The organism is Thioalkalivibrio sp. AKL7, from assembly GCF_000381705.1.
Classification (GTDB): domain Bacteria; phylum Pseudomonadota; class Gammaproteobacteria; order Ectothiorhodospirales; family Ectothiorhodospiraceae; genus Thioalkalivibrio; species Thioalkalivibrio versutus.
Genome location: NZ_KB906956.1, coordinates 13,982 through 37,114, shown reverse-complemented (window position 1 = coordinate 37,114; position 23,133 = coordinate 13,982). Strand labels below are relative to the sequence as shown.

General features: G+C 67.8%; 22 protein-coding genes. 11 read left to right on the top strand and 11 right to left on the bottom strand.

Translation table 11 applies throughout. The features are described 5' to 3' along the window. Positions 1–8 precede the first annotated feature (8 nt). From G315_RS0112245 to G315_RS0112235, 3 genes are read left to right on the top strand one after another with little or no spacing between them, the layout of a single operon-like run. Positions 9–710 (top strand): hypothetical protein, encoded by a 702-nt coding sequence (locus G315_RS0112245; protein WP_018145337.1) that lies wholly within the window; start codon positions 9–11, stop codon positions 708–710. Next, the gene (locus tag G315_RS0112240) at positions 703–1,215 is read left to right on the top strand and encodes a YcgN family cysteine cluster protein (RefSeq protein WP_018145338.1); all 513 of its coding nucleotides are present in this window, start codon (positions 703–705) and stop codon (positions 1,213–1,215) included. The genes G315_RS0112245 and G315_RS0112240 overlap by 8 nt, the downstream gene beginning before the upstream one ends. Positions 1,216–1,217: 2 nt before the next feature. After that, on the top strand, positions 1,218–1,703 hold the full coding sequence (locus tag G315_RS0112235; RefSeq protein ID WP_019612602.1) for a gamma-glutamylcyclotransferase: 486 nt from the start codon (positions 1,218–1,220) through the stop codon (positions 1,701–1,703). Positions 1,704–2,175: 472 nt separating this feature from the next. Here G315_RS0112235 and recN read toward each other — a convergent pair whose 3' ends face one another. Continuing rightward, entirely contained in the window at positions 2,176–3,837 is a 1,662-nt protein-coding gene (recN, locus tag G315_RS0112230; RefSeq protein ID WP_019612601.1) for a DNA repair protein RecN, read from the bottom strand. 4 nt (positions 3,838–3,841) lie between these two features. After that, complete coding sequence (locus tag G315_RS0112225; protein WP_018169154.1) at positions 3,842–4,720, bottom strand: NAD(+) kinase; 879 nt, start codon at positions 4,718–4,720, stop codon at positions 3,842–3,844. A gap of 115 nt (positions 4,721–4,835) precedes the next feature. Here G315_RS0112225 and hrcA point away from each other — a divergent pair, with 115 nt between their 5' ends. The 4 genes from hrcA (at position 4,836) to dnaJ (ending at position 9,924) form a co-directional block, all read left to right on the top strand. Beyond that, positions 4,836–5,894 carry a heat-inducible transcriptional repressor HrcA gene (gene hrcA / locus G315_RS0112220; RefSeq protein WP_018145342.1) on the top strand — a complete coding sequence of 353 codons (1,059 nt, stop codon included), beginning with the start codon at positions 4,836–4,838 and terminating at the stop codon, positions 5,892–5,894. Between the two features lie 118 nt (positions 5,895–6,012). After that, positions 6,013–6,579 (top strand): nucleotide exchange factor GrpE, encoded by a 567-nt coding sequence (gene grpE, locus G315_RS0112215; RefSeq protein WP_019612600.1) that lies wholly within the window; start codon positions 6,013–6,015, stop codon positions 6,577–6,579. Between the two features lie 140 nt (positions 6,580–6,719). Beyond that, the gene (gene dnaK, locus G315_RS0112210) at positions 6,720–8,651 is read left to right on the top strand and encodes a molecular chaperone DnaK (RefSeq protein ID WP_018145344.1); all 1,932 of its coding nucleotides are present in this window, start codon (positions 6,720–6,722) and stop codon (positions 8,649–8,651) included. Between the two features lie 124 nt (positions 8,652–8,775). Continuing rightward, a complete protein-coding gene (dnaJ, locus tag G315_RS0112205; RefSeq protein WP_018169152.1) occupies positions 8,776–9,924 on the top strand; it encodes a molecular chaperone DnaJ in 1,149 nt (382 codons plus the stop codon). 325 nt (positions 9,925–10,249) lie between these two features. On the opposite strand, the gene G315_RS0112200 is transcribed toward dnaJ, so the two are convergent. The 3 genes from G315_RS0112200 to epmB form a co-directional block, all read right to left on the bottom strand. After that, positions 10,250–12,322 carry an EAL domain-containing protein gene (locus G315_RS0112200; RefSeq protein ID WP_018169151.1) on the bottom strand — a complete coding sequence of 691 codons (2,073 nt, stop codon included), beginning with the start codon at positions 12,320–12,322 and terminating at the stop codon, positions 10,250–10,252. 4 nt (positions 12,323–12,326) lie between these two features. Continuing rightward, positions 12,327–14,210 carry a hypothetical protein gene (locus G315_RS0112195; RefSeq protein ID WP_019612599.1) on the bottom strand — a complete coding sequence of 628 codons (1,884 nt, stop codon included), beginning with the start codon at positions 14,208–14,210 and terminating at the stop codon, positions 12,327–12,329. An 89-nt stretch (positions 14,211–14,299) separates the two neighbouring features. Beyond that, positions 14,300–15,343: an EF-P beta-lysylation protein EpmB gene (gene epmB, locus G315_RS0112190; protein WP_019612598.1), complete on the bottom strand. Its 1,044-nt coding sequence runs from the start codon at positions 15,341–15,343 to the stop codon at positions 14,300–14,302. 77 nt (positions 15,344–15,420) lie between these two features. Here epmB and efp point away from each other — a divergent pair, with 77 nt between their 5' ends. The 3 genes from efp to dacB all read left to right on the top strand — a co-directional run bounded on the left by efp (position 15,421) and on the right by dacB (position 18,545). Next, positions 15,421–15,984 carry an elongation factor P gene (efp, locus tag G315_RS0112185; protein ID WP_026182087.1) on the top strand — a complete coding sequence of 188 codons (564 nt, stop codon included), beginning with the start codon at positions 15,421–15,423 and terminating at the stop codon, positions 15,982–15,984. A gap of 25 nt (positions 15,985–16,009) precedes the next feature. Continuing rightward, positions 16,010–16,969, top strand: a complete 960-nt coding sequence (epmA, locus tag G315_RS0112180; RefSeq protein WP_018175849.1) for an EF-P lysine aminoacylase EpmA — start codon at positions 16,010–16,012, stop codon at positions 16,967–16,969. Positions 16,970–17,144: 175 nt separating this feature from the next. Then, entirely contained in the window at positions 17,145–18,545 is a 1,401-nt protein-coding gene (gene dacB, locus G315_RS0112175; RefSeq protein ID WP_019612597.1) for a D-alanyl-D-alanine carboxypeptidase/D-alanyl-D-alanine-endopeptidase, read from the top strand. A gap of 79 nt (positions 18,546–18,624) precedes the next feature. Here dacB and G315_RS0112170 read toward each other — a convergent pair whose 3' ends face one another. Together G315_RS0112170 and G315_RS0112165 are read right to left on the bottom strand one after the other, a co-directional pair. Further along, entirely contained in the window at positions 18,625–19,194 is a 570-nt protein-coding gene (locus tag G315_RS0112170; protein WP_018145352.1) for a hypothetical protein, read from the bottom strand. A gap of 67 nt (positions 19,195–19,261) precedes the next feature. After that, a complete protein-coding gene (locus G315_RS0112165; RefSeq protein ID WP_018145353.1) occupies positions 19,262–19,813 on the bottom strand; it encodes a hypothetical protein in 552 nt (183 codons plus the stop codon). Positions 19,814–19,972: 159 nt separating this feature from the next. On the opposite strand from G315_RS0112165, the gene G315_RS0112160 reads away from it, so the two are divergent. Continuing rightward, complete coding sequence (locus G315_RS0112160) at positions 19,973–20,446, top strand: YhcB family protein (protein WP_018145354.1); 474 nt, start codon at positions 19,973–19,975, stop codon at positions 20,444–20,446. 258 nt (positions 20,447–20,704) lie between these two features. Here G315_RS0112160 and G315_RS0112155 read toward each other — a convergent pair whose 3' ends face one another. The 4 genes from G315_RS0112155 to G315_RS0112140 form a co-directional block, all read right to left on the bottom strand. Beyond that, on the bottom strand, positions 20,705–21,100 hold the full coding sequence (locus G315_RS0112155; RefSeq protein ID WP_018145355.1) for a hypothetical protein: 396 nt from the start codon (positions 21,098–21,100) through the stop codon (positions 20,705–20,707). 92 nt (positions 21,101–21,192) lie between these two features. Continuing rightward, positions 21,193–21,918: a glycosyltransferase family 2 protein gene (locus tag G315_RS0112150; RefSeq protein ID WP_019612596.1), complete on the bottom strand. Its 726-nt coding sequence runs from the start codon at positions 21,916–21,918 to the stop codon at positions 21,193–21,195. A 7-nt stretch (positions 21,919–21,925) separates the two neighbouring features. Further along, positions 21,926–22,648, bottom strand: a complete 723-nt coding sequence (fabG, locus tag G315_RS0112145) for a 3-oxoacyl-ACP reductase FabG (protein ID WP_018145357.1) — start codon at positions 22,646–22,648, stop codon at positions 21,926–21,928. Continuing rightward, positions 22,645–23,106 carry a hypothetical protein gene (locus G315_RS0112140; RefSeq protein WP_019612595.1) on the bottom strand — a complete coding sequence of 154 codons (462 nt, stop codon included), beginning with the start codon at positions 23,104–23,106 and terminating at the stop codon, positions 22,645–22,647. The genes fabG and G315_RS0112140 overlap by 4 nt, the downstream gene beginning before the upstream one ends. Positions 23,107–23,133 lie beyond the last annotated feature (27 nt).

Sequence of the window (23,133 nt, the reverse complement as noted above, 5' to 3'; positions counted from 1 at the left end):
ATCGCGGAATGGGCATACGCTGGATCATCGGGCTGGTGGTGATGGGGGTCATCCTGGCCCTGGCCATGTGGGTCTATTCCAACCCCGGCGGGATGCGCAGCCAGCAGTTCTCCGATCTGCCCTGGCAGATCGAGGTGGGGGACCGTCAGCGCACCCGGGTGCTGGGGGTCGTGCTGGGCGAGACCACCATGGCGGATCTGATGCACCGTCTTCCGGTGCCGGACATCCGCCTGTTCGTGGACGCGGACGGCTCGCGTTCGCTGGAGGCCTATTACGTGAACGCGCGCATCCCGCCGTTCGAGGCCAACCTGATCCTGCGCCCGGATCTGGACGAGGCCGCGCTGGACCGGATTCAGTCCGAAGTCACCTCCGAGCGCCCGATGCCCAGTGGCGCCCGGCGCTACGGGCTGAGCGACAATGCCCTGACCTCGCTGGGCAACGTGCCGATCGTCGAGATGAGCTACATCCCCCGCGCGCAATGGACCGAGGACCTGATCACCGAGCGCTTCGGCGAGCCGCGCGAGCGGCTGCGTATCGACTCCGATCACAGTTACTGGCTCTACCCCGAGGAGGGGTTGGCCATCCTGGTCCCGCGGCGCGGCCGCGTGCTGATGCATTACGTCACCCAGGACCGCTGGGGGCAGACGGTGGAGCGCCTGCGCGACGAGGGGCGGCGCCGCTTGGGCGAGGATCACGGGGATCATGAGTGAGTCGAACCCGACGGATGACCGCCCGTTCTGGGAGCGCCCGCTCGAGAGCCTGACCCATGCCGAGTGGGAGGCCCTGTGCGATGGCTGCGGGCGCTGCTGCCTGCACAAGCTGGAAGACGAGGACTCGGGCGAGCTGGCCTTTACCTGGCTGGCCTGCGATCTGCTCGACTGCGAGACCGGCTACTGCTCCGACTACGCGAACCGCCGCGACTTCGTGCCGGACTGCATCCAGCTGACCCGGAAGGACCTGCCGCACTATCACTGGCTGCCACCGACCTGCGCCTACCGGCTGCGCTTCGAGGGCCACCCTCTGCCAGCCTGGCATCCGCTGCTGAGCGGCGATCCGGAGACGGTCCGCCGCGCCCGCGTGTCAGTGGCCGGGCGCGTGATCCGCGAGCAGGACGCCCCGGACCTGCCACTGATCGACTACGTGGTGGACTGGCCCGGCGAGGTGCCCGAGTCCGCGCGCCTGTGGCGCCCGGTGGTCCGTCTGCCGCGGGAGTAGCCATGCCGGCGGTGGTGGACCTGTTCGTCTACGGGAGGCTCAAGCGGGGTTTTGCCAACCACCGTGCATTCTGCGAGCGCGCGATCAAGATACGCACCGCATCGATCGCCGGAGCGATCTTTGATCTGCCCGTGGGCTATCCGGCGGTGCAGCTCCCGGGCGCAAGCATCCTTCTGGAGGCGGGTGCCGACCCCGTGCGCGATGCGGGCCGCCAGAGGCTCGTCCGCACGCCCGCGTCAGCCGGACCGGCCGGGGCCGTCCGCGAACAAGTCCATGGGGAATGGATCCGCCTCCCGGACCCCGCGCGGACCCTGCCACTGATCGATGCCCTCGAAGGTGTGCGCGCGGACGGCCGCGGAGAGTATCGCCGCGCGCTGGTTCCCGCCCGAACGCAGGAGGGTCCGCGGGCCTTGTGGGTGTACTGGATGCCGCAATTGCCGCCCGATGCGCGCTACCTGCCGGATGGGGCCTGGCCGGCGAGGACTTGATCCGTACGGCGTGCTCATTACGCAGTCCTGGGACGCCGGGGGCACGGTCCGTGAGCGGTAGGATGCCGATGAGCGCAGCGGATCGCATCGGGTGGAGCATGGGGTGAGTGCCACGTCTTGAACGATGCGATTCGCTGCGCTCATCGCATCCTACGGTTTCCCTGGTATTTCGTGGTTCCGGGGAGGCGCTAGGGAGACGCTGATTTAATCGCACGTCCGCGTTGGTGCCCCCTGTTTTCCGAGACAAGGCGCGTCGTGCAGCGGGTAGTGGTTCTACCCGCAAGCGGCGCAACGCAGGATCGGGGAACAGGGGGCACCAACCCCGCAAGCCATTGAAAGTGAGGGCTCGGCCGCTTTTGCGCGCGCACTGCGTTGCGGCTCCCTTGTGCAGAATGACTGCACGGCAGTCACCGCGCCTTGTTCGCACGCAAAAGCGACTCGAGCGCGGACGTGCGATTAAATCAGCGTCTCCCTAGCCGGCGGAGGCGAGGAGTTCGCGGGCGTGGGTGCGGGTGGTCTCGGTGAGCTGGGTGCCGCCGATCAGGCGGGCCAGGGCCTCCACGCGGCGTTCGTCGTCCAGCGGCTGGATCGCGGTGCGGGTGCCGTCCTTGGCGTGGCTCTTTTGTACCTCCAGCTGGTGGTGCGCCTGGGCGGCGACCTGGGCCAGGTGGGTCACGCACAGGACCTGATGGCGCTCGCCCAGGCTGCGCAGCTTGCGCCCGACCACCTCGGCGACCGCGCCACTGATGCCGCTGTCGACCTCGTCGAAGATCAGCGTGGGCACCGTCTGCTGCTCGCTGGCCAGTACCTGTAGCGCCAGCCCGATGCGCGAGAGCTCGCCGCCGGAAGCGACCTTGGCCATCGGCTGCGGCGCAGCACCGGGGTTCGCGGCCACGCGGAATTCAATGTGGTCCACGCCGTGGGCCTGCGGCTTGTCGGCGGGCTCGACCCCGATCTCGAAGTGGCCGCCAGCCATGCCCAGTTCCTGCATGGTCTCGGTGACCGACTGTCCGATGCGGCTGGCGGCCTTCCGGCGGGCCTGAGTGAGTTTCGTGGCAGCGGTATCGAAGGCCGCGCGGGTCTGCTGTTCGCGCGCCTCCAGGGCCTCAACGGTCTGATCGCCGTTTTCCAGGGCATCCAGTTCCGTTTGCAGTTCATCGAACAGGCCCGGCAGGGCCTCGGGGTCGATCCGGTGCTTGCGCGCCAGGCGCAGGTATTCGCTGACGCGAGTATCCAGCTCGGCGAGGCGTTCCGGGTCCAGCTCGATGCCGTCGGCCAGGCGGCGCAGGTGGTCGCCGGCCTCATCGATCTGGATGCGGGCGGATTCCAGCAGCTCGACCGCCGGACTGACCCGTTCGTCGTGTTGCGCGGCGTCCTGCAGGGCGTGCAGGACCTGGCCCAGCTGCGTGTCCAGCCCGCTGTCCTCCTCGATCTGCTGGCTGGCGGTCTGGAGGGCGGTGAGTACCTCGGTGCCGTGGGCGAGCTGGTTCTGTTCGGTCAGCAGTCGGGGGTATTCGTCCTGTACCGGGGCCAGCTCGGCCAGTTCTCCGCTCTGGAAGCGCAGCAGGTCGAGGCGGTCGGAGGTGTCGGCCTGGGCCTCGCGTGCCTGGTCCAGAGCGCTCGCCGCAGCGCGCCAGGCGCGGTAGGCCTCGCGGACATCGCGCGTCGGGTTGCCGTCGAGGAAGCCGTCCAGCCAGTGGCGCTGGGTATCGCGCTGCAAGAGCTGCTGATGCGCGTGCTGGCCGTGGATGTCCACCAGCCATTCGCCCAGGGTGCGCAGCTGACCCACCGCGACCGGGCGCCCGTTGATCCAGGCGCGGCTCTTTCCCTGGCGGGTCAGCACGCGGCGCAGCAGGACGCTTTCGTCGTCCGCCTCGGCCAGGTCCTGTTCGGCCAGCCAGGCGCTGGCCGGGCCCTTGGCGGGCAGGGCGAACTCGGCCGACAGATCGGCCTGTTCGGCACCCTCGCGCACCATGCCGGCATCCGCGCGGTCGCCCAGTAGCTGGCCGATCACGTCGATCAGGATGGACTTGCCGGCCCCGGTCTCGCCGGTCAGGGCGCTCAGGCCGGTGTCCAGCTCCAGTTCCAGCCGGTCGATGATCGCGAAGTCGCGGATGCTGATCAGATGCAACATGGGATCAGGGCTGCTCGCCCCAGCGCAGCTTGGTGCGGAGCACGCGCAGGAAGTGGTGTTCGCGGGGGTGGATCAGGGTCAGGGCCTGTTCGCGGCGATGGATGCGCAGCAGGTCGCCGGGGGCGAAGTCCACGTTCTCCTGGCCATCCAGTGCGACCTGGGCTGGCGAGCGGCTGCCGCTGGACAGGCGGATCTCGATGGTGGAGCGGCCGCTGACGACCAGCGGGCGGTGATTCAGGCTGTGCGGGCAGACCGGCACCAGCACCATCGCGTCCAGCTGCGGGGTCAGGATCGGCCCGCCGGCGGACAGCGCGTAGGCGGTGGAACCGGTGGGGGTCGCGATCACGAGGCCGTCGGCCCGCAGGCGTCCGACGTCCATGCCGTCGATCGCGGTGTCGAATTCGATAATGCGCACCACGCTCAGCACGTGGAGGACGACGTCATTCAGGGCGATCCCGCGGTGGATGGTGACGCCGTCGCGGATCAGCTCGGCCTCGAGCATGGCCCGGGGTTCGCGCTCGAAGGCGCCATCCAGGACCTCGCCCAGTTCCTCCGGGGCGGTGTCGGGGGAGACATCCACCAGGAAGCCGAGCCGGCCGAGGTTGATCCCCAGCAGCGGGGTGTCGGCATCCGCGGTGACGCGGGCCGTGGCCAGCAGTGTCCCGTCGCCGCCGATCACGATGAGAAGGTCTACCGCGTGGGCCAGCTCGTCCAGCGGCAGGAGCCCGACGCTGTCCGGCCGCTCGAAGCCGTCGATCTCCTGTTCCATGAAGACCTGGCGGCCGCGCTCCTGCAGCAGACCCACCAGGGTCGCGACCAGGGGCGCGGTACGCGAGTCGCTGGACTTGCCGACCAGTCCGACCTTGTTGAAGTCTGGCATCATGCCGGCATTATCCGGAAAAGGGACCGCGACTGCACCCGGGGTTTCTTGACCTGATTCCTGCACGATCCAAGACTGAACCCTTTAAGCACTCGACCGAGTGGAGCGCTGACGATCCATGGAAAACGCAACGATCAATCTGGACGCCAGGGCCCGCACCCTGTTGCGGACCCTGATCGAGAGCTATATCCGGGATGGCCAGCCCGTCGGTTCGCGCACCCTGGCCCGGACCTCTGGCCTCAGTGTGAGCGCGGCCACCGTGCGCAACGTGATGGCGGATCTCGAGGATATGGGGCTGATCCACTCGCCGCATACCTCGGCCGGACGCATCCCGACCCCGGCCGGTTACCGGCTGTTCGTCGACAGCCTGCTGGAGGTGCGCAATCCCTCGCCGGAGGATATCCGTGCGATCCAGTCGGGGTTCGATCCGAGTGCCAGCACCCAGGACCTGATGGACGCCACCAGCAACCTGCTGTCGCGGGTCACGCGCATGGCGGGGATGGTGCGCCTGCCGCGGCATCGCAACGTGGCGCTCAGTCAGATCGAGTTCCTGCGCCTGGGCGAGGGCCGCATCCTTGCGATCCTGGTGATCGATGGCAAGGAGGTGCAGAACCGGGTACTGGAACTGGACCGTGACTTCAGCCAGGACGAACTGCAGCGCATGGCGAACTACCTGAATGCCCATCTGGCCGGCAAGAGCCTGCATGCGGTGCGCGCCGAGCTGTTGCGCGAGATGCGTGACGTGCGCGACGACCTGGACGCAATGATGCTGGCGGCCATCGACCTGGGCGAGAAGGCGGTGGGCGACGAGGACCCGGACGATGTGGTCGTGGCCGGCCAGACCCACCTGCTCGGCTACGAGGAGCTGGCGGACATGGCTCGCCTGCGCCAGTTGCTGGAGGCCTTCAACGAGAAGCAGGAGATTCTCGGCATCCTCGACCAGTGCATCCGCGGCGACCGGGTGCAGATCTTCATCGGCCGCGAATCGGGGCTCGACTGGTTCGAGAACTGTTCGGTGGTGACTGCGCCCTACAGTGTCGACGGCGAGGTGGTGGGCGTGCTCGGGGTGATCGGTCCCACGCGGATGTCCTACGACCGGGTGATCCCGATCGTGGACGTGACGGCCCGCCTGCTGGGCTCGGCGCTGGGCGATCACCCGGTGGATGATTCGAAGTAGCGGCCCCTTGAAACCGGGGGGAATGCCCCCAGCATCCAGATAGACAACCCAATCCACCCTGTCCGCCGGTGATCGGCGCGGCGGGCGATTTTGTTTTTCATTGATTTGCGAGGCCAGCATGTCCGAACAGCGGGAATCCCAGGAACAGCCGGAAGAACTCGAGACCCGGAACGACGAGGCCCCCGAGGCCGAGGGTGGCACGGATGATCGGCTGCAGGAGCTCGAGGCCCTGGCCGAAGAGCGCCGCGACCAGGCCCTGCGAGCCCAGGCCGAGCTGGAGAACCAGCGCCGCCGCTTCGAGCGCGAGCTGGAGAACGCGCACAAGTACGCAATGGAGAAGTTCGCTGCCGAAATGCTGGAGGTGGGCGACTCGCTGGAACTGGGGCTGCAGGCGGCGCGCGAGTCCAAGGATGTCGAGCGCATCATCGAGGGCGCCGAGCTGACCCTGAAGAACCTGACCCGGGTGTTCGAGAAGTTCGGCATCCAGTCCGAGGACCCGACCGGCCAGCGCTTCGATCCGGAGCGTCACCAGGCGATGTCCATGCAGGAAGACCCGGAGAACCCGCCGAACACCGTGGTGGCCACCATGCAGAAGGGGTACCGGTTGCAGGACCGCGTGCTGCGCCCGGCGATGGTGGTGGTCTCCAAGGCGCCAACCTCGCCGAGCATCGACGAGAGCGCCTGACACCGTCTTTTCGGGCCGGTTTTCGGGGTATCGGACACGCGGCCCCTTGAAAACCCGGCCCGGGGCCCCAGATTCCCGTACAAGTTGGCAGAGAAACGCTCTCTGCAGCGCAAAATTTTTCGCATCAGGAGATTTCAGTCATGGGCAAGATCATTGGTATTGACCTCGGGACCACCAACTCCTGCGTCGCCGTAATGGAAGGCGACCAGGCCAAGGTCATCGAGAACGCGGAAGGCACCCGCACCACCCCGTCCATCGTCGCGTTCAGTGACGACGGCGAGGTGCTGGTTGGCCAGTCCGCGAAGCGCCAGGCGGTCACCAACCCCCAGAACACCGTGTTCGCTTCCAAGCGTCTGATCGGTCGCAAGTTCCAGGAAGACGAGGTCCAGAAGGACATCAAGCTCGTCTCCTACAACATCGTGAAGGCCGACAACGGTGACGCCTGGATCGAGGTGCAGGGCAAGAAGATGGCCCCGCCGGAGATCTCCGCCCGCGTGCTGCAGAAGATGAAGAAGACCGCCGAGGACTATCTCGGCGAAGAGGTCACCGAGGCAGTCATCACCGTCCCGGCGTACTTCAACGACTCCCAGCGTCAGGCGACCAAGGACGCTGGCAAGATCGCCGGGCTCGAGGTCAAGCGCATCATCAACGAGCCGACCGCGGCCGCGCTCGCCTATGGCATGGACAAGCAGCGCGGGGATCGCAAGATCGCCGTGTACGACCTGGGTGGCGGTACCTTCGACGTCTCGATCATCGAGATCGCCGAGGTGGATGGCGAGCACCAGTTCGAGGTGCTGGCGACCAACGGCGACACCTTCCTCGGTGGCGAGGACTTCGACAATCGCCTGATCGACTACCTGGTCGACGAGTTCAAGAAGGACCAGGGCATCGACATCAAGGGCGATCCGCTGGCGATGCAGCGCGTGAAGGAGGCCGCCGAGAAGGCCAAGATCGAGCTGTCCTCCAGCCAGCAGACCGAGGTGAACCTGCCGTACATCACCGCCGACAACACCGGCCCCAAGCACCTGGCGCTGAAGATCACCCGCGCCAAGCTGGAAAGCCTGGTCGATGACCTGGTCAAGCGCTCCATCGAGCCGTGCAAGGTCGCGCTGAAGGATGCCGGTCTGTCCGCCTCTGAGGTGGACGACGTGATCCTGGTCGGTGGCCAGACCCGCATGCCCAAGGTGCAGGAAGCGGTGCAGGCGTTCTTCGGCAAGGAGCCGCGCAAGGACGTGAACCCGGACGAGGCCGTTGCGGTCGGTGCCGCGGTGCAGGCCGGCGTGCTGGGTGGCGACGTCAAGGACGTGCTGCTGCTGGACGTGACCCCGCTGTCGCTCGGGATCGAGACGATGGGTGGCGTGATGACCAAGCTGATCGAGAAGAACACCACGATCCCGACCCGGGCCAATCAGGTGTTCTCCACCGCCGAGGACAACCAGACGGCGGTGACCGTGCACGTGCTGCAGGGCGAGCGCGACATGGCCAGCGCCAACAAGTCGCTGGGTCGCTTCGACCTGCAGGACATCCCGGCCGCGCCGCGTGGTGTGCCGCAGATCGAGGTCACCTTCGACATCGACTCCAACGGCATCCTGAACGTCTCGGCCAAGGACAAGGCGACCGGCAAGGAGAACAAGATCGTCATCAAGGCCTCCTCCGGCCTGTCCGACGAGGAAGTCGAACAGATGGTCAAGGACGCCGAGGCCCACGCCGAGGACGACAAGAAGTTCCAGCAGCTGGTCCAGGCGCGCAACCAGGCCGATGGCCTGGTGCATTCGGCCGAGAAGTCCCTGAAGGATCTGGCAGATCAGGTCTCCGACGACGAGCGCACCGCGATCGAGTCGGCGGTGGCCGAGACCAAGACCGCGATGGAAGGCGACGACCCCGAGGTGATCGAGCAGGCCGCGCAGAAGCTGGCCGAGGTCTCCGGCAAGCTGGCCGAGAAGGCCTATGCCCAGGGCGCGGACGCCGCGGGCGAGGCCGGGGCCGAGCAGGCCGAGGGTGGCCCGCAGGGCGACGATGTCGTGGACGCCGAGTTCGAGGAAGTCGACGACGACCAGAAAAAGCAGGGCTGATGCCGCAGCCGGCGGGACGCTATGGCGTCCCGCCGGAACTGTTTGAACGCCGCGCCCGGGGTACTCGTGACTCCGGGCGTTTGCGTGAAGGCATTCCGCGTTCGCGCGCACGAATCAGCAGGGAATGACCATGTCACAACGCGACTATTACGAGGTGCTGGGCGTCTCCAAGGACGCCTCGGCCGCCGATATCAAGAAGGCCTTTCGCCGCCTGGCGATGAAGCACCACCCCGACCGCAACCCCGGGGATGCGGAGGCTGAGGCCAAGTTCAAGGAGGCGCGCGCCGCCTATGACGTCCTCAGCGACGACCAGAAGCGCGCCGCCTACGACCGTTACGGCCATGCCGGCGTGGACGGCTCGGCCGGGGGTTTTGGCGGGGGCGCCGGGGCCTCCAACTTCAGTGACATCTTCGAGGACATCTTTGGCGATATCTTCGGAGGTGGCGGGGGCGGCCGCGGGCAGCGGGCCTATCGTGGCTCCGACCTGCAGTACAACCTGGACCTGACCCTGGAAGAGGCCGTGTTCGGCACCGAGGTGAAGGTCCGTATCCCGACCACCGTCAGCTGCGAGGCCTGTGATGGCTCGGGCGCCGAGCCGGGGACCTCGCCGGAGACCTGCCCGACCTGTAATGGGGTCGGCCAGGTGCGCATCCAGCAGGGTTTCTTCTCGGTGCAGCAGACCTGCCCGCGTTGCGAGGGTGCGGGCAAGGTCGTCTCGAGCCCCTGCAAGTCCTGCCACGGCAAGGGTCGAGTGCAGGAGCAGAACACCCTGGACGTGAAGATCCCGGCCGGGGTGGACAGCGGTGACCGCATCCGCCTGGGAGGCCAGGGCGAGGCCGGCATGAACGGCGGCCCGCCGGGTGATCTCTACGTGCAGGTGCGGGTCAAGCCGCACAAGTTGTTCCGGCGCGAGGGCTCGGATCTGCACTGCGAGGTGCCGGTGTCGTTCGCCACGGCCGCTCTGGGCGGCGATTTGGAAGTGCCGTCGCTGGATGGCCGGGTCAAGCTGAAGGTCCCCGCGGAGACCCAGACCGGCAAGCAGTTCCGGGTCGGTGGCAAGGGCGTGAAGTCCGTGCATGGCGGCGGGGTCGGTGACCTGATCTGCCGCGTGGTGGTAGAGACGCCGATCAACCTGACCAAGGAGCAGAAGCAGCTCCTGCGCCAGTTCGAGGAGTCCACCCAGGCTGGCGGTACCAAGCACAGCCCGCAGGCTCACTCCTGGCTGGACGGCGTTAAGGGGTTTTTCGAGGACCTTAACTTCTGGTCCAGGTAGTCCCGCAGGGCAAGGACCATGGTTCGCACAGGCCCCGGTATTCACCGGGGCCTGTTGCGTTGGGGGCGTGCTCAGCCCTCCATAAAGTCCCTCGCTCTGCGGACTCGACTTTCGTGCCAGCCAACACGGAGTTCACGGAGGAAAACGCTGTGCAGGAAGACGGGATGGGCGGCCGCATACTCGCCGCCGCAGCCGGGCTTCCCTGCGCGGTCGCGAGCCCGGTTCCTCACACCCCAGGGTCTAGCTGTGAATCGCCCTTGACCTGCCCGGCGCCGTGTTCTCTGCGCGTTCTGTGGGAGAAGCCGGAGTCCGCGAGGTGGGGGGCTCAGGTCGAGGCGAAATCGAAGGTGGGGGCGGGCATCGGTGCCTGCAGGAAGTAGCCCTGAACGAGGTTCACGTTCAGGCTGTAGAGCACGGCGAGCACGCTGGCGTCCTCGACATAGGGCACGATGACCTGCTTGCCCTTGGCATGCGCGGCATCGGTATGTTCGCGGATCAACTGCTGGTTCTCCTCGCTCTCGGCCAGGTTCTTCACGTAGGACGGGTCCAGCTTGATGTGATCCGCCTCCAGGTGCTGCAGGAGCTGGAACGGGTTCAGCCCGCTGCCGAAGTCGTCGATGCACAGATGGCCGTGCATTTCCTGCAGCCCGCGGGCGACGTGGATCGCCGGCTTCAGGTGGGTAACCACGGTGGGTTCCTTCAGTTCGACGACCACGTTGTCGGCGGGGATGCGCATGCCGTGCAGGTCGTTGTGCAGCCAGCTGACCACGGAGGGGTCGCCTAGTGAGCCGTTGGTCAGTTTGAGGAAGAACTGGGTGGTCGGGTCTTTCTTTAGCTGTTCCGTCAGCATCTGCAGCGCAGTCTTCAGGACCCAGCGGTCGATGGGTGCCGCCATCTCGGTGCGCTCGGCACTGGGCAGGAAGGCATCGGGCTCGTGGATATGCCCCTCGGCGTCACGCAGGCGCACGAAGACCGAGTAGCGCGGGCGATCGGCACCGTGCAGGTTCACGATCGGCTGATACAGCAGTTCCAGGCGATCGTGTTCCAGGGCGTCCTGAATGCGCAGCTTCCACTGCTGGTCGTTCTGCGCCTGGGTCATCTCGCCCTCTGCGGGGCGGAAGAAGCGGTGGTTTCCGCCCCCAGCCTCCACGGCCTCTTGCAGGGCGCGGTCGGCGTGGGTCAGCAGTTCTTCGGTATCCACCGCCGTCTCGTCGGCGATCACGATGCCGGCCGACAGGCTACAGTTGGTCGAGGCGTTGCCGAGCTCGAAGACACGTCCGGTGACCGCTTCCATCAGACCGTGGATGCGGGCCTCCACCTCGTTGCGCCGGGTGTCGGGGACCACGATCCCGAAGTGCTCGGCCTCCAGGCGTGCGGCGATGGCCGGGTCGGGAAAGTGATCCTCGATCAGCTTGCCAATATCGGCAAGCAGCAGATCGCTGGCGGACATGCCGACGTTGGCCCGGATCTCGGGGAAACGGTCGACCGCAAGGGTGACCAGGGCGAAGGGCTTTTCCGATTGCGCGGCCTGGCTCTGCGCGGTCTCGATCATCCCGGAGAAGTGCTGGCGGTTGTAGAGCCCGGTGACCAGGTCACGCTGCGAGAGGTAGTCGATCTTCTCGGCCAGCTCCGGGTCCTCCTGGGCCGAGTCCAGCAGCACCTGGGTGCAGGCCTCCCCCTCGACGCTGGCGGTGGACAGACGCAGGTTGGCCTCGAACGGCGTGCCGTCAAACGCCTGCAGCTGGAAGGCCTGATGGGTCTGGTCACCTTCCTCGCCACTCTGGAAGCGGCGCAGCAGGCCCTTCAGTTCGTCGCGGCTCTCCGGGGCGATCAGGTCCATCAGCGGCAGGCCTTCCACTTCCTCCGGATCGGCAATCCCGAAGCGCTCGCGCCAGGACGCGTTGGCATAGATGTGCATGCCCTCGTGGACGTAGGCGATGGCGTCGCGCGAGTTGTCCAGCAACAGTTGGCAGCGGCGTTCGGACTCCTGCAGCGATGCGTCCATGCGCCCCATCCGCTGGCGCAGCTGGAACTGCTCGGCAGCGCGCACCGCAAGGATGCCGGCCAGTTCGTGCAGTTCGTGATCGACGACGGCATAGGCGCCGGCCTCGTAGTCGTCTATGCGTGCGGGTTCGGGGCGCTCGGTCATGATGACCAGCGGGGTACGTCGACCGGATGCGTGCAGCGCCGCGTCGACGTGTTCCCGGGTCAGGGCCAGGCCGGGTTCGATCAGGACGATCACGTCGAAGCGCCGGCCCTCCAGCGCCTCGGCCAGGGCGTCGCTGCCGGATACCTGCTCCGGCCGGATCGCGCTGCCGCGGGTCCGGATACTGCTGATGACCTCTTCAGCCCGGTTCGGGTTGCTGGTCACGAAGAGCGTGCGAATCGTTTCGTTCATGGGGCTAGTCGTCGCGGTTGCGGGTAGTGAATGGCGGTCCGTCGTCATCCGCGATGGCCGGTCCGTCGGCGATGTCGGGCGTCTCGCCGGCCGGTTGGTGGACCTCCAGGCCGGTCATGCGGCACCCGACCTCGGTAAACAGAGTAGTGCCCGTGCGCTCGCTGTCCAGTTCCAGAACACGGGCGCGCCTGTTCAGCCAGCAGACGACGCGTTGTTCATGATCGAATACCTGCGCCGGCAGGAACAGTACCGCCCCGTCGGCATCGGTGCGCTGCGGGGCGAACAGTCCTGATTGCGGGACCCCCGCCGCGATGCCATTGCGGAAATCCTGAATCTGCATGGGCAGGCAGCGATCGGCGAGAAATTCCACGCCGATGCTGATCAGACTGCCGGCCTGGTCGTCGAAGCGAATCCAGCGCAGGACCCCGATGGTCCAGCGATGGCCATCCACGGCACGCAAGCCGACCAGGTCCCCGATCAGCAAGGGCTGTTGGGGGTTGTCCAGGCGCAGACGCACGCCGCCGGCGCCGATGTCGTCCACCTGCCAGTGTTCCGGAGGGTGACGCTTGGTGATCGGTCCCGTGGATTCATCGCGGGCGGCGATCTCGAGTCCGCGCCCGACATCTTCCCAGGCGGTCGCGGCAGTATTCGGCGTGTCGTCCGCCAGTGGTTGCAGGTCACGCTCGCGGTCGGAACGGTGCGGGCTGTCTACCAGGGCGAGATCCGAGCCGCGCAGCGCGGCCTTCGACATTTCGAACACGCTGACGCCGTGGTCGTGTTCTTGCAGGGGTTTCAGGCTGGTCTCCGGCGCTTCCGCTGCCCCGGTGGTCTCGGTCTCGGGCGCGCGTCGGCTGTCCATTTCCATCAGCAGGAAATCATGGATACGTTCCAGGCCCATCACGCAGATCCGCTGCAGGTCGCTGGCGCTCTCGCGACTGTGACGGCGGGTTGGCAGGTTCGACCACAGGCGCAACAAGTGTTCGGCCAGTGGCTGTCCCTCGCCGCGGCGGCGCGGTTCCAGGTCGTCGGGGCGTTCACGAAGGGCGTCCAGCGCCGGCGTCAGCTCAATGAAGCAGGCGGGTTCGGTGGCCGGTGTCCCGCGCAGGACCAGGCCCGGGGCGTGGTCGCGGTCGAGATTGCAGCGCAGTACGGGAAGATCGGGGTGCTGTGCCGGGTCGGGGGCGGCGGTGCAGGCGAGGGGCAACGTGTTGGCCCAGCGAGCCAGCAAGTCCATTTCGCCCATCTTCAGCGCATTGGGATCGGTGCTGCCCAGTATCATCAGCCGTGCGCTCATGGCTTCGATGCGGTCCACCTCCAGCGGGCCGAAGCGCTTGTCGGTGGCGGGCCGCTCGTCGGCGATTCCCTGCTCACGCGCCAGGCGCAGCACATCGAACAGCCGCTGCCAGTGGCCCGGCGGCACGGACTGGTACAGCCGCCAGTGGTGCATGCTCAGGGCCCCCAGCAGTGCGACTGCGGACTGCAGGGGTGCCGTCAGGCGTTTCGCGTGGCGGTTGTCGTGCGCGTCCGCGCGTTCGCGGACCACCAGCAGCTCCGCGGTGAGGAGGGCGCGCACGGCGGCGCTGTAAACATCGGCGCGCTTGCGGCTGCGGTTGCCCAGCGGCAGGGGCCGCTGGCGCAGCAGTCGCTCCATGGCCGGGAGCAGCGGCAGGAGATGATCTTCCAGTATTGCGACCAGCGTGGCTCGGGTTCCGGGGCGAAGTACGATCGCGTTCAGCCCGTCGAGGGCCTCGCGGATGCGCTGGATGCCGAGCTCCGGCTCGCTGCCGGGCAGCTCCGCACACCAGGCGTCCAGTGCTTGCGGGGTCTGGTGGGGGAAGCTGTCGGGACCGGCCGGTTGGATGGGCAGCTCGGGCAGGGCATGCAGCATGGGCGTGTCCAGTGGTTGCTGGGCCGGTTGCAGGATTCTGGCGCTACTTTAGCAGCAAACCGCGCAATCGGTGTGGGTGCCGGTGGGGCTCATTCATGCGCGGGAAACGGTGTCTGCAGGGTCTTGCCGGGTTCTCCGGCGATCTCGCGCGCCAGTCGCGGGACCAGGTAGCCCGGCAGGCGGGCGTGCAGGGCGCGGTAGAGTTCGCGCGCGCGGGCGTCTGGTACCTCGAAGTGGGCCGTGCCGCGGGTGCGGTCGAGCTGGTGCAGGTAGTAGGGCAGCACGCCCAGGCGGAAGCCGGCCTCCTGGAGTTCAATCAGGGTCTCGGTGTCGTCGTTGATGCCGGCCAGCAGTACCGCCTGGTTGAGCAGCGTGACCCCGGCGGCGCGCAGGCGATCGATCGCGGCATCGGCCGGTGCGGCGAACTCGCGCGGGTGATTCGCGTGCAGCACCAGGATGTGCTGCAGACGGCCCTTGCCGAGCCAGGCCAGCAGGCGGTCGTCGACCCGTTCCGGCAGCACCACCGGCAGGCGTGTATGGATGCGCAGGCGCTCGAGGTGCGGGATGTTTCCGAGCCGGTCCGTCAGCCGTTCCAGGCGGGTATCCGACAGGCTCAGCGGGTCGCCGCCGCTGAGGATGACCTCGCGGATGTCCGGATGCGCCGCGATGTAGTTCAGCGCGGGTTCCCAGTCGTCCCGGGCCGGATTGTGGTCGGCATAGCCGAACTCGCGGCGAAAGCAGTAACGGCAGTGGATGGCGCAGGCCCCGGTGGTCAGCAGCAGGGCGCGGCCGTGGTACTTGTGCACCACGCCGGGGGCGGCCAGCGCGTCGTGGTCGCCGACCGGGTCACTGACGAACCCCGGGGACTCGAGGGCCTCGCGCGCGTCCGGCAGGGCCTGCAACAGCAGGGGATCCCGTGGGTCGCCGGGGCGGATGCGGGCCAGGTAGCTCTCCGGGATGCGGGTGCGAAACAGCCGGTGCCCGGCCTGCATGCCCGGCAGGGACTCGGGCGGCAGTCCCAGGCGTGCGGCCAGGGTCTCGGGATCGGCGATCGCGCGCGCCAGCGCCTGCTGCCAGGCCGGTGTGGATGCCGGTTCGGCTGGCTGGGTTCCGCGCGCCTTGCGCGTTATCATGACGGGCTTTGTGGGCATGAATCGTTTCCGGACGGGGCGGCATGTCCGCGCCACGCATCATCGAGGGACAGCGCGCAATGGCAACCTACAGTACCAACGAATTCAAGGCCGGTCTCAAGCTCCTGCTGGATGGTGACCCGCAGGCCATCGTGGAGAACGAGTTCGTCAAGCCGGGCAAGGGCCAGGCCTTCAGCCGGGTCAAGCTGCGCAATCTGCGTACCGGCCGGGTGCTGGAGAAGACCTTCAAGTCCGGCGAGTCGGTGGAGGCCGCCGACGTGATGGATACCGAGATGCAGTATCTCTACAACGATGGCGAGTTCTGGCACTTCATGGTGCCGGACACCTTCGAGCAGTATGCCGTCGGCGAGGCCGCACTGGGTGATTCCGGGCAGTGGCTGAAGGAACAGGATATTTGCACGGTGACCCTGTGGAACGGCGAGCCGCTGTCGGTGGTGCCGCCGTCCTTCACCGAGCTGAAGATCACCCAGTGCGATCCGGGCCTGCGCGGTGACACCGCGCAGGGCGGCACCAAGCCGGCCACGCTGGAGAGCGGCGCGGTGGTCAAGGTCCCGTTGTTCGTCGAAGAGGGCGAGACGGTGAAGGTGGATACCCGCAACGGCGAGTACGTCTCGCGCGTGTGAGCCGGACCCCGGCAGGCCCTGCGACATGACCGACTGGCGTCCGGGTGCGGCGCCGGCCCGCGCGGCGCGCGCCCGCCTCCTGGCCGGGTTGCGGGCGTTCTTCGCGGCCCGCGGGGTGCTCGAGGTCGAGACCCCGATCCTGAGCCGGGGCGCGCCGCAAGATCCAATGCTGGAGAGCTGGGAGGCGCAGGCCCCCGGCGGCGAGCGCGGCTACCTGCAGACCTCGCCGGAGTACCCGATGAAGCGCCTGCTGGCGGACGGCGCCCCGGATATCTACCAGATCGCACGGGTGTTCCGCGGGGGTGAATCCGGGCCGCGGCACAACCCCGAATTCACTCTGCTGGAGTGGTATCGTCTGGGCCTGGATCACCATGCACTGGCGCGCGAGGTGGTGGCCCTGATCGCGGATCAGGCCGCGCAGTCTCCCGACTGGCACGCGCCCCGGGGGTGCGAGGCGATCGCCTATGCCGATCTGTTTCGCTCGACTTTGGGGGTGGACCCGGCGGAGACGAATGCCGCGGAGCTGGAACGGGTCGCGGGGGACCACGGGCTGGTCATCCGCGGCGGGCTGGATCGGGATGGCTGGCTGGATGCCCTGATCAGCCTGGTGATCGCGCCGGGCTTCCCGCCGGACCGGCTGACAATCCTGTTCGACTACCCCGAGAGCCAGGCCGTGCTCGCGCGCCCCTGCGCGGACCGGCCGGGCTATGCCGCCCGTTTCGAGCTGTACTGGGGCGACCTGGAGCTGGCCAACGGCTATCACGAGCTGACCGACCCCGCAGTGTTTCGCCAGCGCCGCGAGCGGGACATCGCTCAGCGCCGCGCGCGCGGCCAGCCCCTTCCGCCCGTGGACGATCACCTGGAGGCGGCGCTGGAGTCGGGTCTGCCGGACTGCGCCGGCGTGGCCCTGGGCGTGGACCGGCTGTTGATGCGTCTGTTGGGGGTGTCGCGTATCGATCAGGTGATCGATTTCCCCTGGGCGTGACGAAGCCCACCCGGAGGGCTTGTCGCGGCCGGGATGGCGGCACACTATAGGGGCCGTTGCCGAAGGCTCTCATGCAGGATGGCTGGTCTCAATGTCCCCTTGTCGTTTTTCGCGTCGCCCCGGGCCCCGGTCCGGACCTTCCTGGTGTTTCGTATCCGTCGCTCTGACCCTGTTGTTGTGGCTGGCACCGCTGGCCGCACAGGCCCAGTTCGAGCATCTCCCGGGACCGCTGCAGCGGGCGATCGAGAGCCAGCGTCTGCCGCCGGCAAATGTGGGCCTGTGGGTGCAGCGGATGTCCGATGGCGCGGTCCTCGCGCGCCTGAATGCCGATCAGCCGTACAACCCTGCCTCCACCATCAAGCTGGCCACCTCGCTGGCGGCCTTGCACGAGTTGGGGCCGGAGTACACCTGGACCACCGAGGTGTGGGCTACGCGTCCGGTGCGCGACGGTGTATTGCGCGGCGATCTGGTGATCCGCGGGACCGGGGACCCCGGCATGGTCAGCGAGGAGCACTGGCGCATGCTGGGGCAGTTGCGTCAGACCGGGCTGCGGCGCATCGAGGGCAACGTCATCCTCGACGCCTCGCATTTCGAACTGCCTCCGGGCGACCCGTCCGCATTCAACGACCAGCCGCTGCGGGCCTACAACCAGCCGCCCTATGCCTTGCACGTAAACGCCAATGCCCAGCGCTTTCGTGTGCGGCCGGAGCGGCATGGGAACGGGATCGACGTGACCGTGGATCCGCCGCTTCCGGGGCTGACGATCGAGAATCGCCTGCAGCCGTCGCGTGGCAGCTGCGGGGCCTGGCAGCGGGGAATTCGCTTTGACGCCGACCCCGAGGCACAGCGCGTGATCCTGGCCGGCGAGTATCCGGTTAACTGCGGGGACTACGAACTGCTGCGTACGGTCCTGACACCGGAGGCCAATCACGCCGAGATGTTCCGTCTGCACTGGTCGCAGTGGGGCGGCGAGCTGACCGGCGACATTCGCCCCGGCGTGCTGCCGGTGCTGTACGACGAACCGATCCTGCGCCATACCTCGCGGCCGCTGGCGGATCTGATCCGGGTCTCCAACAAGTGGAGCTCCAACGTGATGACCCGCCACCTGCTGCTGACCCTGGGGGCGCGTCACTTTACCCCGCCGGCCACGCTGGAGAAGGGTCAGCAGGCCCTGCTGGAGTCGCTGCGCGGCCTGGGGGTCGAGGTGGGTGGCATGGTGGTCGACAACGGGTCGGGGCTCAGCCGCGAGACCCGCATGACCGCGCGCCAGCTGGGCCAGATCCTCGAGGGCGGATGGCAGCACTCGCACCGTCCGGAATTCCAGTCCTCCCTGGCCCTGGCCGGGCTGGACGGGACCCTGCGCAATCGCTTCCGCAACGGCAGCCAGCGCGACCTGCGCGGGCAGATGCACCTGAAGACCGGTCACCTCAACGAGGTCTCTGCGGTCGCCGGCTACGTGCGCACGCAAGGCGGGGACGACCTGGCCGTGGTGGTGCTGGTCAACGACCCCCGCGCGCATCAGGGCCTCGGCCGGAACCTGCAGGATGCCGTCCTGGAGTGGGCCCACCGCCTTTGACGCCCGGCGTTTATCCACCACGAAGCGCGCACGAAGGGTTATGTTCGCGCGCTTCGTGGTCAGAGGGCCCGGATTGACCTCAGGGTGAGTCGAGCTTCCAGTTGGACATGATCGGGAGGCGCGAGACATCGACCTCCAGGGCCGTCAGCCAGTGCGCGACCATGCGGTTGGAGTTGTTGCGCAGGGTGTAGGCCTTGGGGTGTTCGACAAAGGCCATGTCCCATTCTGTCGATACCTCGCGGTCATCGTGGCCCGCCTGCCAGATTCCCTCCAGCGCCTCGCGCAGTGCCGTGACCCTGGCCCCGGGGACCGTCAGCAGATGCAGTTCTTCCAGCGGCACGCGCAGCTGGGTCGCCGTCGCATCCTCCAGGTCGGAGCCGGTCAGGGATTGCCGGCCGAGGCCCGCCCGTGTGGGCAGGAACAGCCCGGCCAGCCCCTGCAGGGGGTTGATTCGCCGCTCGACGTAAAACGACCAGTCGCCGTAGGAATAGCGCAGCCAGGCGTCCGCGGTCGCGGTCGGCAGGACCAGACTGGAGTGATGGCCGTGGTCCAGGAGTGCCACAGTGACCGGGTCTTCCGGTTCGGCCGGCGGCTGCAAGGTGACTGCGGCGCAGCCTTGCAGGAGCCACAGGGCGATTACGGCCAGCATCAGATGCTCGAGGCGGAACGTGCCTCGGCTGCGCGGCCTGCAAATGCTGGAATGGCGCACGGGTTGGTCAGTGGTGCTCGAGCTTGCCCAGCTCCGAGAGGATCGAGAGCACCAGCGACTCGCCCTGGGCGTCCATGCCGCGGCACAGCACATCCGGGTCACGCTCGCCGTCCACCAGGCGCTTGGTGATGCCACCGAGGCGCGCCATGTCGCCTCCGGCCCGGCTCATCTGTTCGGCCATCTGCGACAGCCAGTGCAGCGACTGGGCGTCTCCGTGGGCCGCGCCATGGATCATCTGGGCCAGCCCCGGTGCTGCCTGCGCCGGATCGCCGCTTTGCTCGGGGTCCGGCAGGGTGGAGGGATCCTGCAGGCCGGCCAGGATCGCCGTCAGGATCACCGTGTCCTCGTCGTCCAGCCCCTGCAGCAGGGACGTGTCGCGTTCGCCTTCGAGCACGCGGCGGATGCGCAGGATCAGCTCGCCCCAGCCGGCCTCGTGGGCCTGGTTCAGCACTGGCTCCAGTTCGCGGCGGGTCTCCGGGTTCTGGGTGGCCTGCACCACCAGGTTGATCAGGCCGGCCTGGGCCTGGCGGATCTGCTGGGCATGTTGTGGTTCGATCATGGTGGGTCTGACTCTTGGTTGTACGGCGGATTGAAACGGCTTCCGGGGGCCTTCCTGCGTTGTTCCGGTGTCCCTGTTGTGGCGAGGTTAGCATGCCCGGCAGTGCGTTCGGCGAGGGCCTGCGGCACAATGGCGGCTCCATTTACAGAGGATGTCGTGGTGGAAGAACAGACAGCAGTGGGGCTGTGGGTGGCCCTCGGGATCCTGGCCATCGTGGTTGCCGCCCTCGTGGGTTTCTGGGTGGGCCGCGTCACCAGTGACGAGCGCAAGCTGATCCGCGAGCTGGAAGAGGAACTCGACCGGCGCATGCAGGAACTGACCCGCTACCGCAGCCAGGTCAACGACCATTTCGACCGCACGGCCACGCTGTTCGCGACCATGGCGGGTTCCTACCGCGACCTCTACCACCACCTGGCGCAGAGCGCGGAGGAACTGGCGGACAAGCCGACCCGTGATCGCCTCGAGGACCGGGCCGGGCAGTTGCTGTCGCACATGACGCGCCGTGACTACGGTGCCGGTCCCGGCGAGGCGGCCGGCGGCGCCAACGAATCGGACGCCCAGGACGACGAGCCGACCCCCAAGAGTTCCGAGGGCGAGGCACGCAAGCCGGACGAACGCCCGCGCCCCGACTGACCCGTGACCGCGGAGTCGGTTTGGGATCACCACGACGCACAGGAAGGGACGAAGAAAACCTGAAAAGCATCACCCGGTAGGTGTAAAGACTGGGGTGTAAAGACTGGATGGTGGGCAAGACCGCAACGGAGGCGCAAGACGCTTCCGTCACCGCATTCCTTCCGAGCTCCCCGCCTTCGTGCGCTTCGTGATGAAAGGCCCTTTGCCCTGGAGCGTGCGCACCGCGCCGGGGTGTTCCCGACGCGGTGCGGGGTGGGCTCAGAGGGCGGAGATCTGCGCCCGGATCTGGTTGTCCAGGTTCTGGATCCAGTTGTTGTAGTTCGGGTGGATATTGCCGTCCGCGTAGTTCAGGTTGGTGCTGTCCTTGTAGCGAATGCTGTATTCACCCGCCGCATAGGGGATCTCCACTTCGGCGACGTGGTCGCGCAGCGCAAGTCGCCCTTCGAGCAGCCCCGGTTCCACTTCTTCCATGCGCCAGCCTAGGGCCGTTCCGGCGGTGCGGATGGCGCGTTCCATCTGTTCGGCGCTGGGGCGTTCACCCGCAACATCGGTGACCGTCGTATCGCTGACGTTGTGCACGGGGACCGTGCCGCGGCAGCCGGCCAGCGCGATCAGGCTGGCAAACAGGATGACCAGCAACGTCCTGGTATTCATGGCGTTTTCCTTCTGGGATGGGTGCGTCGAGAGTGTAGACACGCGTGCCGGTGGTTTCCAAGGGCGCGGCCCGGAGCGGCACGCCGGGGCCTTCAGCGCAACAGGCCCCGCGAGCGCAACAGCCCCAGCGGGCGCATCCCGCGGCGCAGCAGGTGGCCGGCGACCATGGCGATGATACGCAGGGTGTCCGCGGTCGCGCGGTAATGGCTGGGGCGGTGGTTCTCCGGGTAGATGCAGCGTACCGGGACCACCCGCACCGGGAATCCCAGCCGCTCGGCGACGATCAGGGCCTCGCTTTCGAACACGAAGCCGCGCGCCCGGTGATGACGTAGCTCGAGGCGTCGCAATAGCGCCGCGGGATACAGGCGGAACCCTGACTGCGAATCCTGCAGCGGTTGCCCCGAGGCCCACGCAATCCAGAAGTCCGCCATGCGGTTGCCGAACAGGCGCAGCGGCGGGGTATGTTCGCGGCCCTTGAGTCGGGCCCCCAAGATCAGCCGCTCGGGGGTCTCGCGCCAGGCGGCGATGAGGGCCGGGATCTCCGTGGTGTCGTGCTGGCCGTCGGCGTCCAGGGTCACCACGGCATCGGCCCCGGTGGCCAGGGCATGCTGCATCCCGGCCCACAACGCGGCCGCCTTGCCGCCATTCTCGGGCTGCCGAAGGACCTCCGCCTGGTCCTCGATCAGGCTTGCGGTCGCATCCTCGGAGCCGTCGTCCACCACGATCACCCGGTCCACGTGGGCGCGGGCGCCGGCGACGACGTCTTCGATGGTGGCGGCCTCGTTGTGGGCCGGGATCAGGGCAACGACGTGGCTCATGGCGGGGTCAGGCGAGGGCGCCGTTGACGCCGATCACCTGACCGGACACGTAGCTGGCGCCCTCGCTGGCGAGGAAGCCGACCACACTCGCGACCTCCGCGGGCTGGCCGGCGCGGCGCATGGGTACGACGGTGCGGATACGGTCGGCATCGAAGCTCGAATCGCTCATCGGGCTTTCGATGATGCCGGGGGCGACCGCGTTGGCGGTAATCCCGCGCGAGGCGACCTCCTGGGCCAGCGAGCGAATGGCGCCATGGAGCCCGGCCTTGGCCGCTGCATAGTTGGTCTGGCCGCGATTGCCGATCTGCCCGGCGACGGAGGAGATCGCCACGACCCGGCCCCAGCGGGTGGTGATCATCGGCAGCAGCAGTGGCTGGGTGACGTTGTAGAACCCGTTCAGTCCGACGTCGATCGGTCGGTCCCACTGCTCGCGGCGCATTCCGGCCAGCGGCGCATCGTCGTGGATGCCCGCGTTATGCACCAGGATCTGCACCGGTTGTTCGGCCGCCAGGGGCTCCAGGGCCTCGCGGCAGGCCCCCTCGTCGGTGATGTCGAACACCAGCACGCGGGCCTGGCCGCCGTCGGCGCGGATGGCCGCGGCTGTTGCTTCGGCCGCGTCGGCATTGCGATGGGCGTGCAGGACCACCTCATGGCCAGCTGCGGCCAGGGCTTGTACGATGGCGGCGCCGATGGCTCCGCTGGCTCCGGTAATCAGGGCGCGTGCAGTCACGGGGTCGTTTCCTCGTCGGCGGGTTGCAGGATCACCGTCGCGCGGGCGCTCAGCACCGGCCGGTCACCGGCGGTGACCCGCAGGTCGTAGATCGAGCTGTGGGTATCCGACAGGATGCGTTCGGCGTGGATCTCGAGCGGGTCGTCGAGGCCGTCGAGACGTTGGACCCGTAGTTGCAGGTTGCGCACGGCCGCCAGGTAGCCGGCCCGGGGCGGGCCGCCATCCGCCAGCAGCGCCCCGTGCACGGCCATGCCCTGGGCGCCGTATTCCAGTGCCCCCAGGGCATGCAGGCCGCCTTCCCCGCGCAGCGGGTTGGCCGTATCCCGGTGGCTGTCGGCACGACAGTGGATGGCGTCGTCGGACCAGGCCTCTACCGAATCCAGCAGGCACATCGCCCCGGCGTGCGGCAGCAGCCGGCAGATGGCGTCATGATCCAGGGTTTCGGGTCGCGATGGCATGCGCGGGATCTTCCTGATCCGGGCGAT

Excerpts from the sequence above, each read along its gene's own strand:
- G315_RS0112150 (WP_019612596.1), bottom strand. The coding sequence starts at position 21,918 with ATGAGCCACGTCGTTGCCCTGATCCCGGCCCACAACGAGGCCGCCACC.
- G315_RS0112170 (WP_018145352.1), bottom strand. The coding sequence starts at position 19,194 with ATGCTGGCCGTAATCGCCCTGTGGCTCCTGCAAGGCTGCGCCGCAGTC.
- G315_RS0112200 (WP_018169151.1), bottom strand. The coding sequence starts at position 12,322 with ATGAACGAAACGATTCGCACGCTCTTCGTGACCAGCAACCCGAACCGG.
- G315_RS0112245 (WP_018145337.1), top strand. The coding sequence starts at position 9 with ATGGGCATACGCTGGATCATCGGGCTGGTGGTGATGGGGGTCATCCTG.
- recN (WP_019612601.1), bottom strand. The coding sequence starts at position 3,837 with ATGTTGCATCTGATCAGCATCCGCGACTTCGCGATCATCGACCGGCTG.
- G315_RS0112155 (WP_018145355.1), bottom strand. The coding sequence starts at position 21,100 with ATGAATACCAGGACGTTGCTGGTCATCCTGTTTGCCAGCCTGATCGCG.
- dnaJ (WP_018169152.1), top strand. The coding sequence starts at position 8,776 with ATGACCATGTCACAACGCGACTATTACGAGGTGCTGGGCGTCTCCAAG.
- G315_RS0112240 (WP_018145338.1), top strand. The coding sequence starts at position 703 with ATGAGTGAGTCGAACCCGACGGATGACCGCCCGTTCTGGGAGCGCCCG.
- epmA (WP_018175849.1), top strand. The coding sequence starts at position 16,010 with ATGACCGACTGGCGTCCGGGTGCGGCGCCGGCCCGCGCGGCGCGCGCC.
- efp (WP_026182087.1), top strand. The coding sequence starts at position 15,421 with ATGGCAACCTACAGTACCAACGAATTCAAGGCCGGTCTCAAGCTCCTG.
- G315_RS0112235 (WP_019612602.1), top strand. The coding sequence starts at position 1,218 with ATGCCGGCGGTGGTGGACCTGTTCGTCTACGGGAGGCTCAAGCGGGGT.
- G315_RS0112225 (WP_018169154.1), bottom strand. The coding sequence starts at position 4,720 with ATGATGCCAGACTTCAACAAGGTCGGACTGGTCGGCAAGTCCAGCGAC.
- G315_RS0112195 (WP_019612599.1), bottom strand. The coding sequence starts at position 14,210 with ATGCTGCATGCCCTGCCCGAGCTGCCCATCCAACCGGCCGGTCCCGAC.
- epmB (WP_019612598.1), bottom strand. The coding sequence starts at position 15,343 with ATGATAACGCGCAAGGCGCGCGGAACCCAGCCAGCCGAACCGGCATCC.
- G315_RS0112140 (WP_019612595.1), bottom strand. The coding sequence starts at position 23,106 with ATGCCATCGCGACCCGAAACCCTGGATCATGACGCCATCTGCCGGCTG.
- G315_RS0112165 (WP_018145353.1), bottom strand. The coding sequence starts at position 19,813 with ATGATCGAACCACAACATGCCCAGCAGATCCGCCAGGCCCAGGCCGGC.
- hrcA (WP_018145342.1), top strand. The coding sequence starts at position 4,836 with ATGGAAAACGCAACGATCAATCTGGACGCCAGGGCCCGCACCCTGTTG.
- grpE (WP_019612600.1), top strand. The coding sequence starts at position 6,013 with ATGTCCGAACAGCGGGAATCCCAGGAACAGCCGGAAGAACTCGAGACC.
- dnaK (WP_018145344.1), top strand. The coding sequence starts at position 6,720 with ATGGGCAAGATCATTGGTATTGACCTCGGGACCACCAACTCCTGCGTC.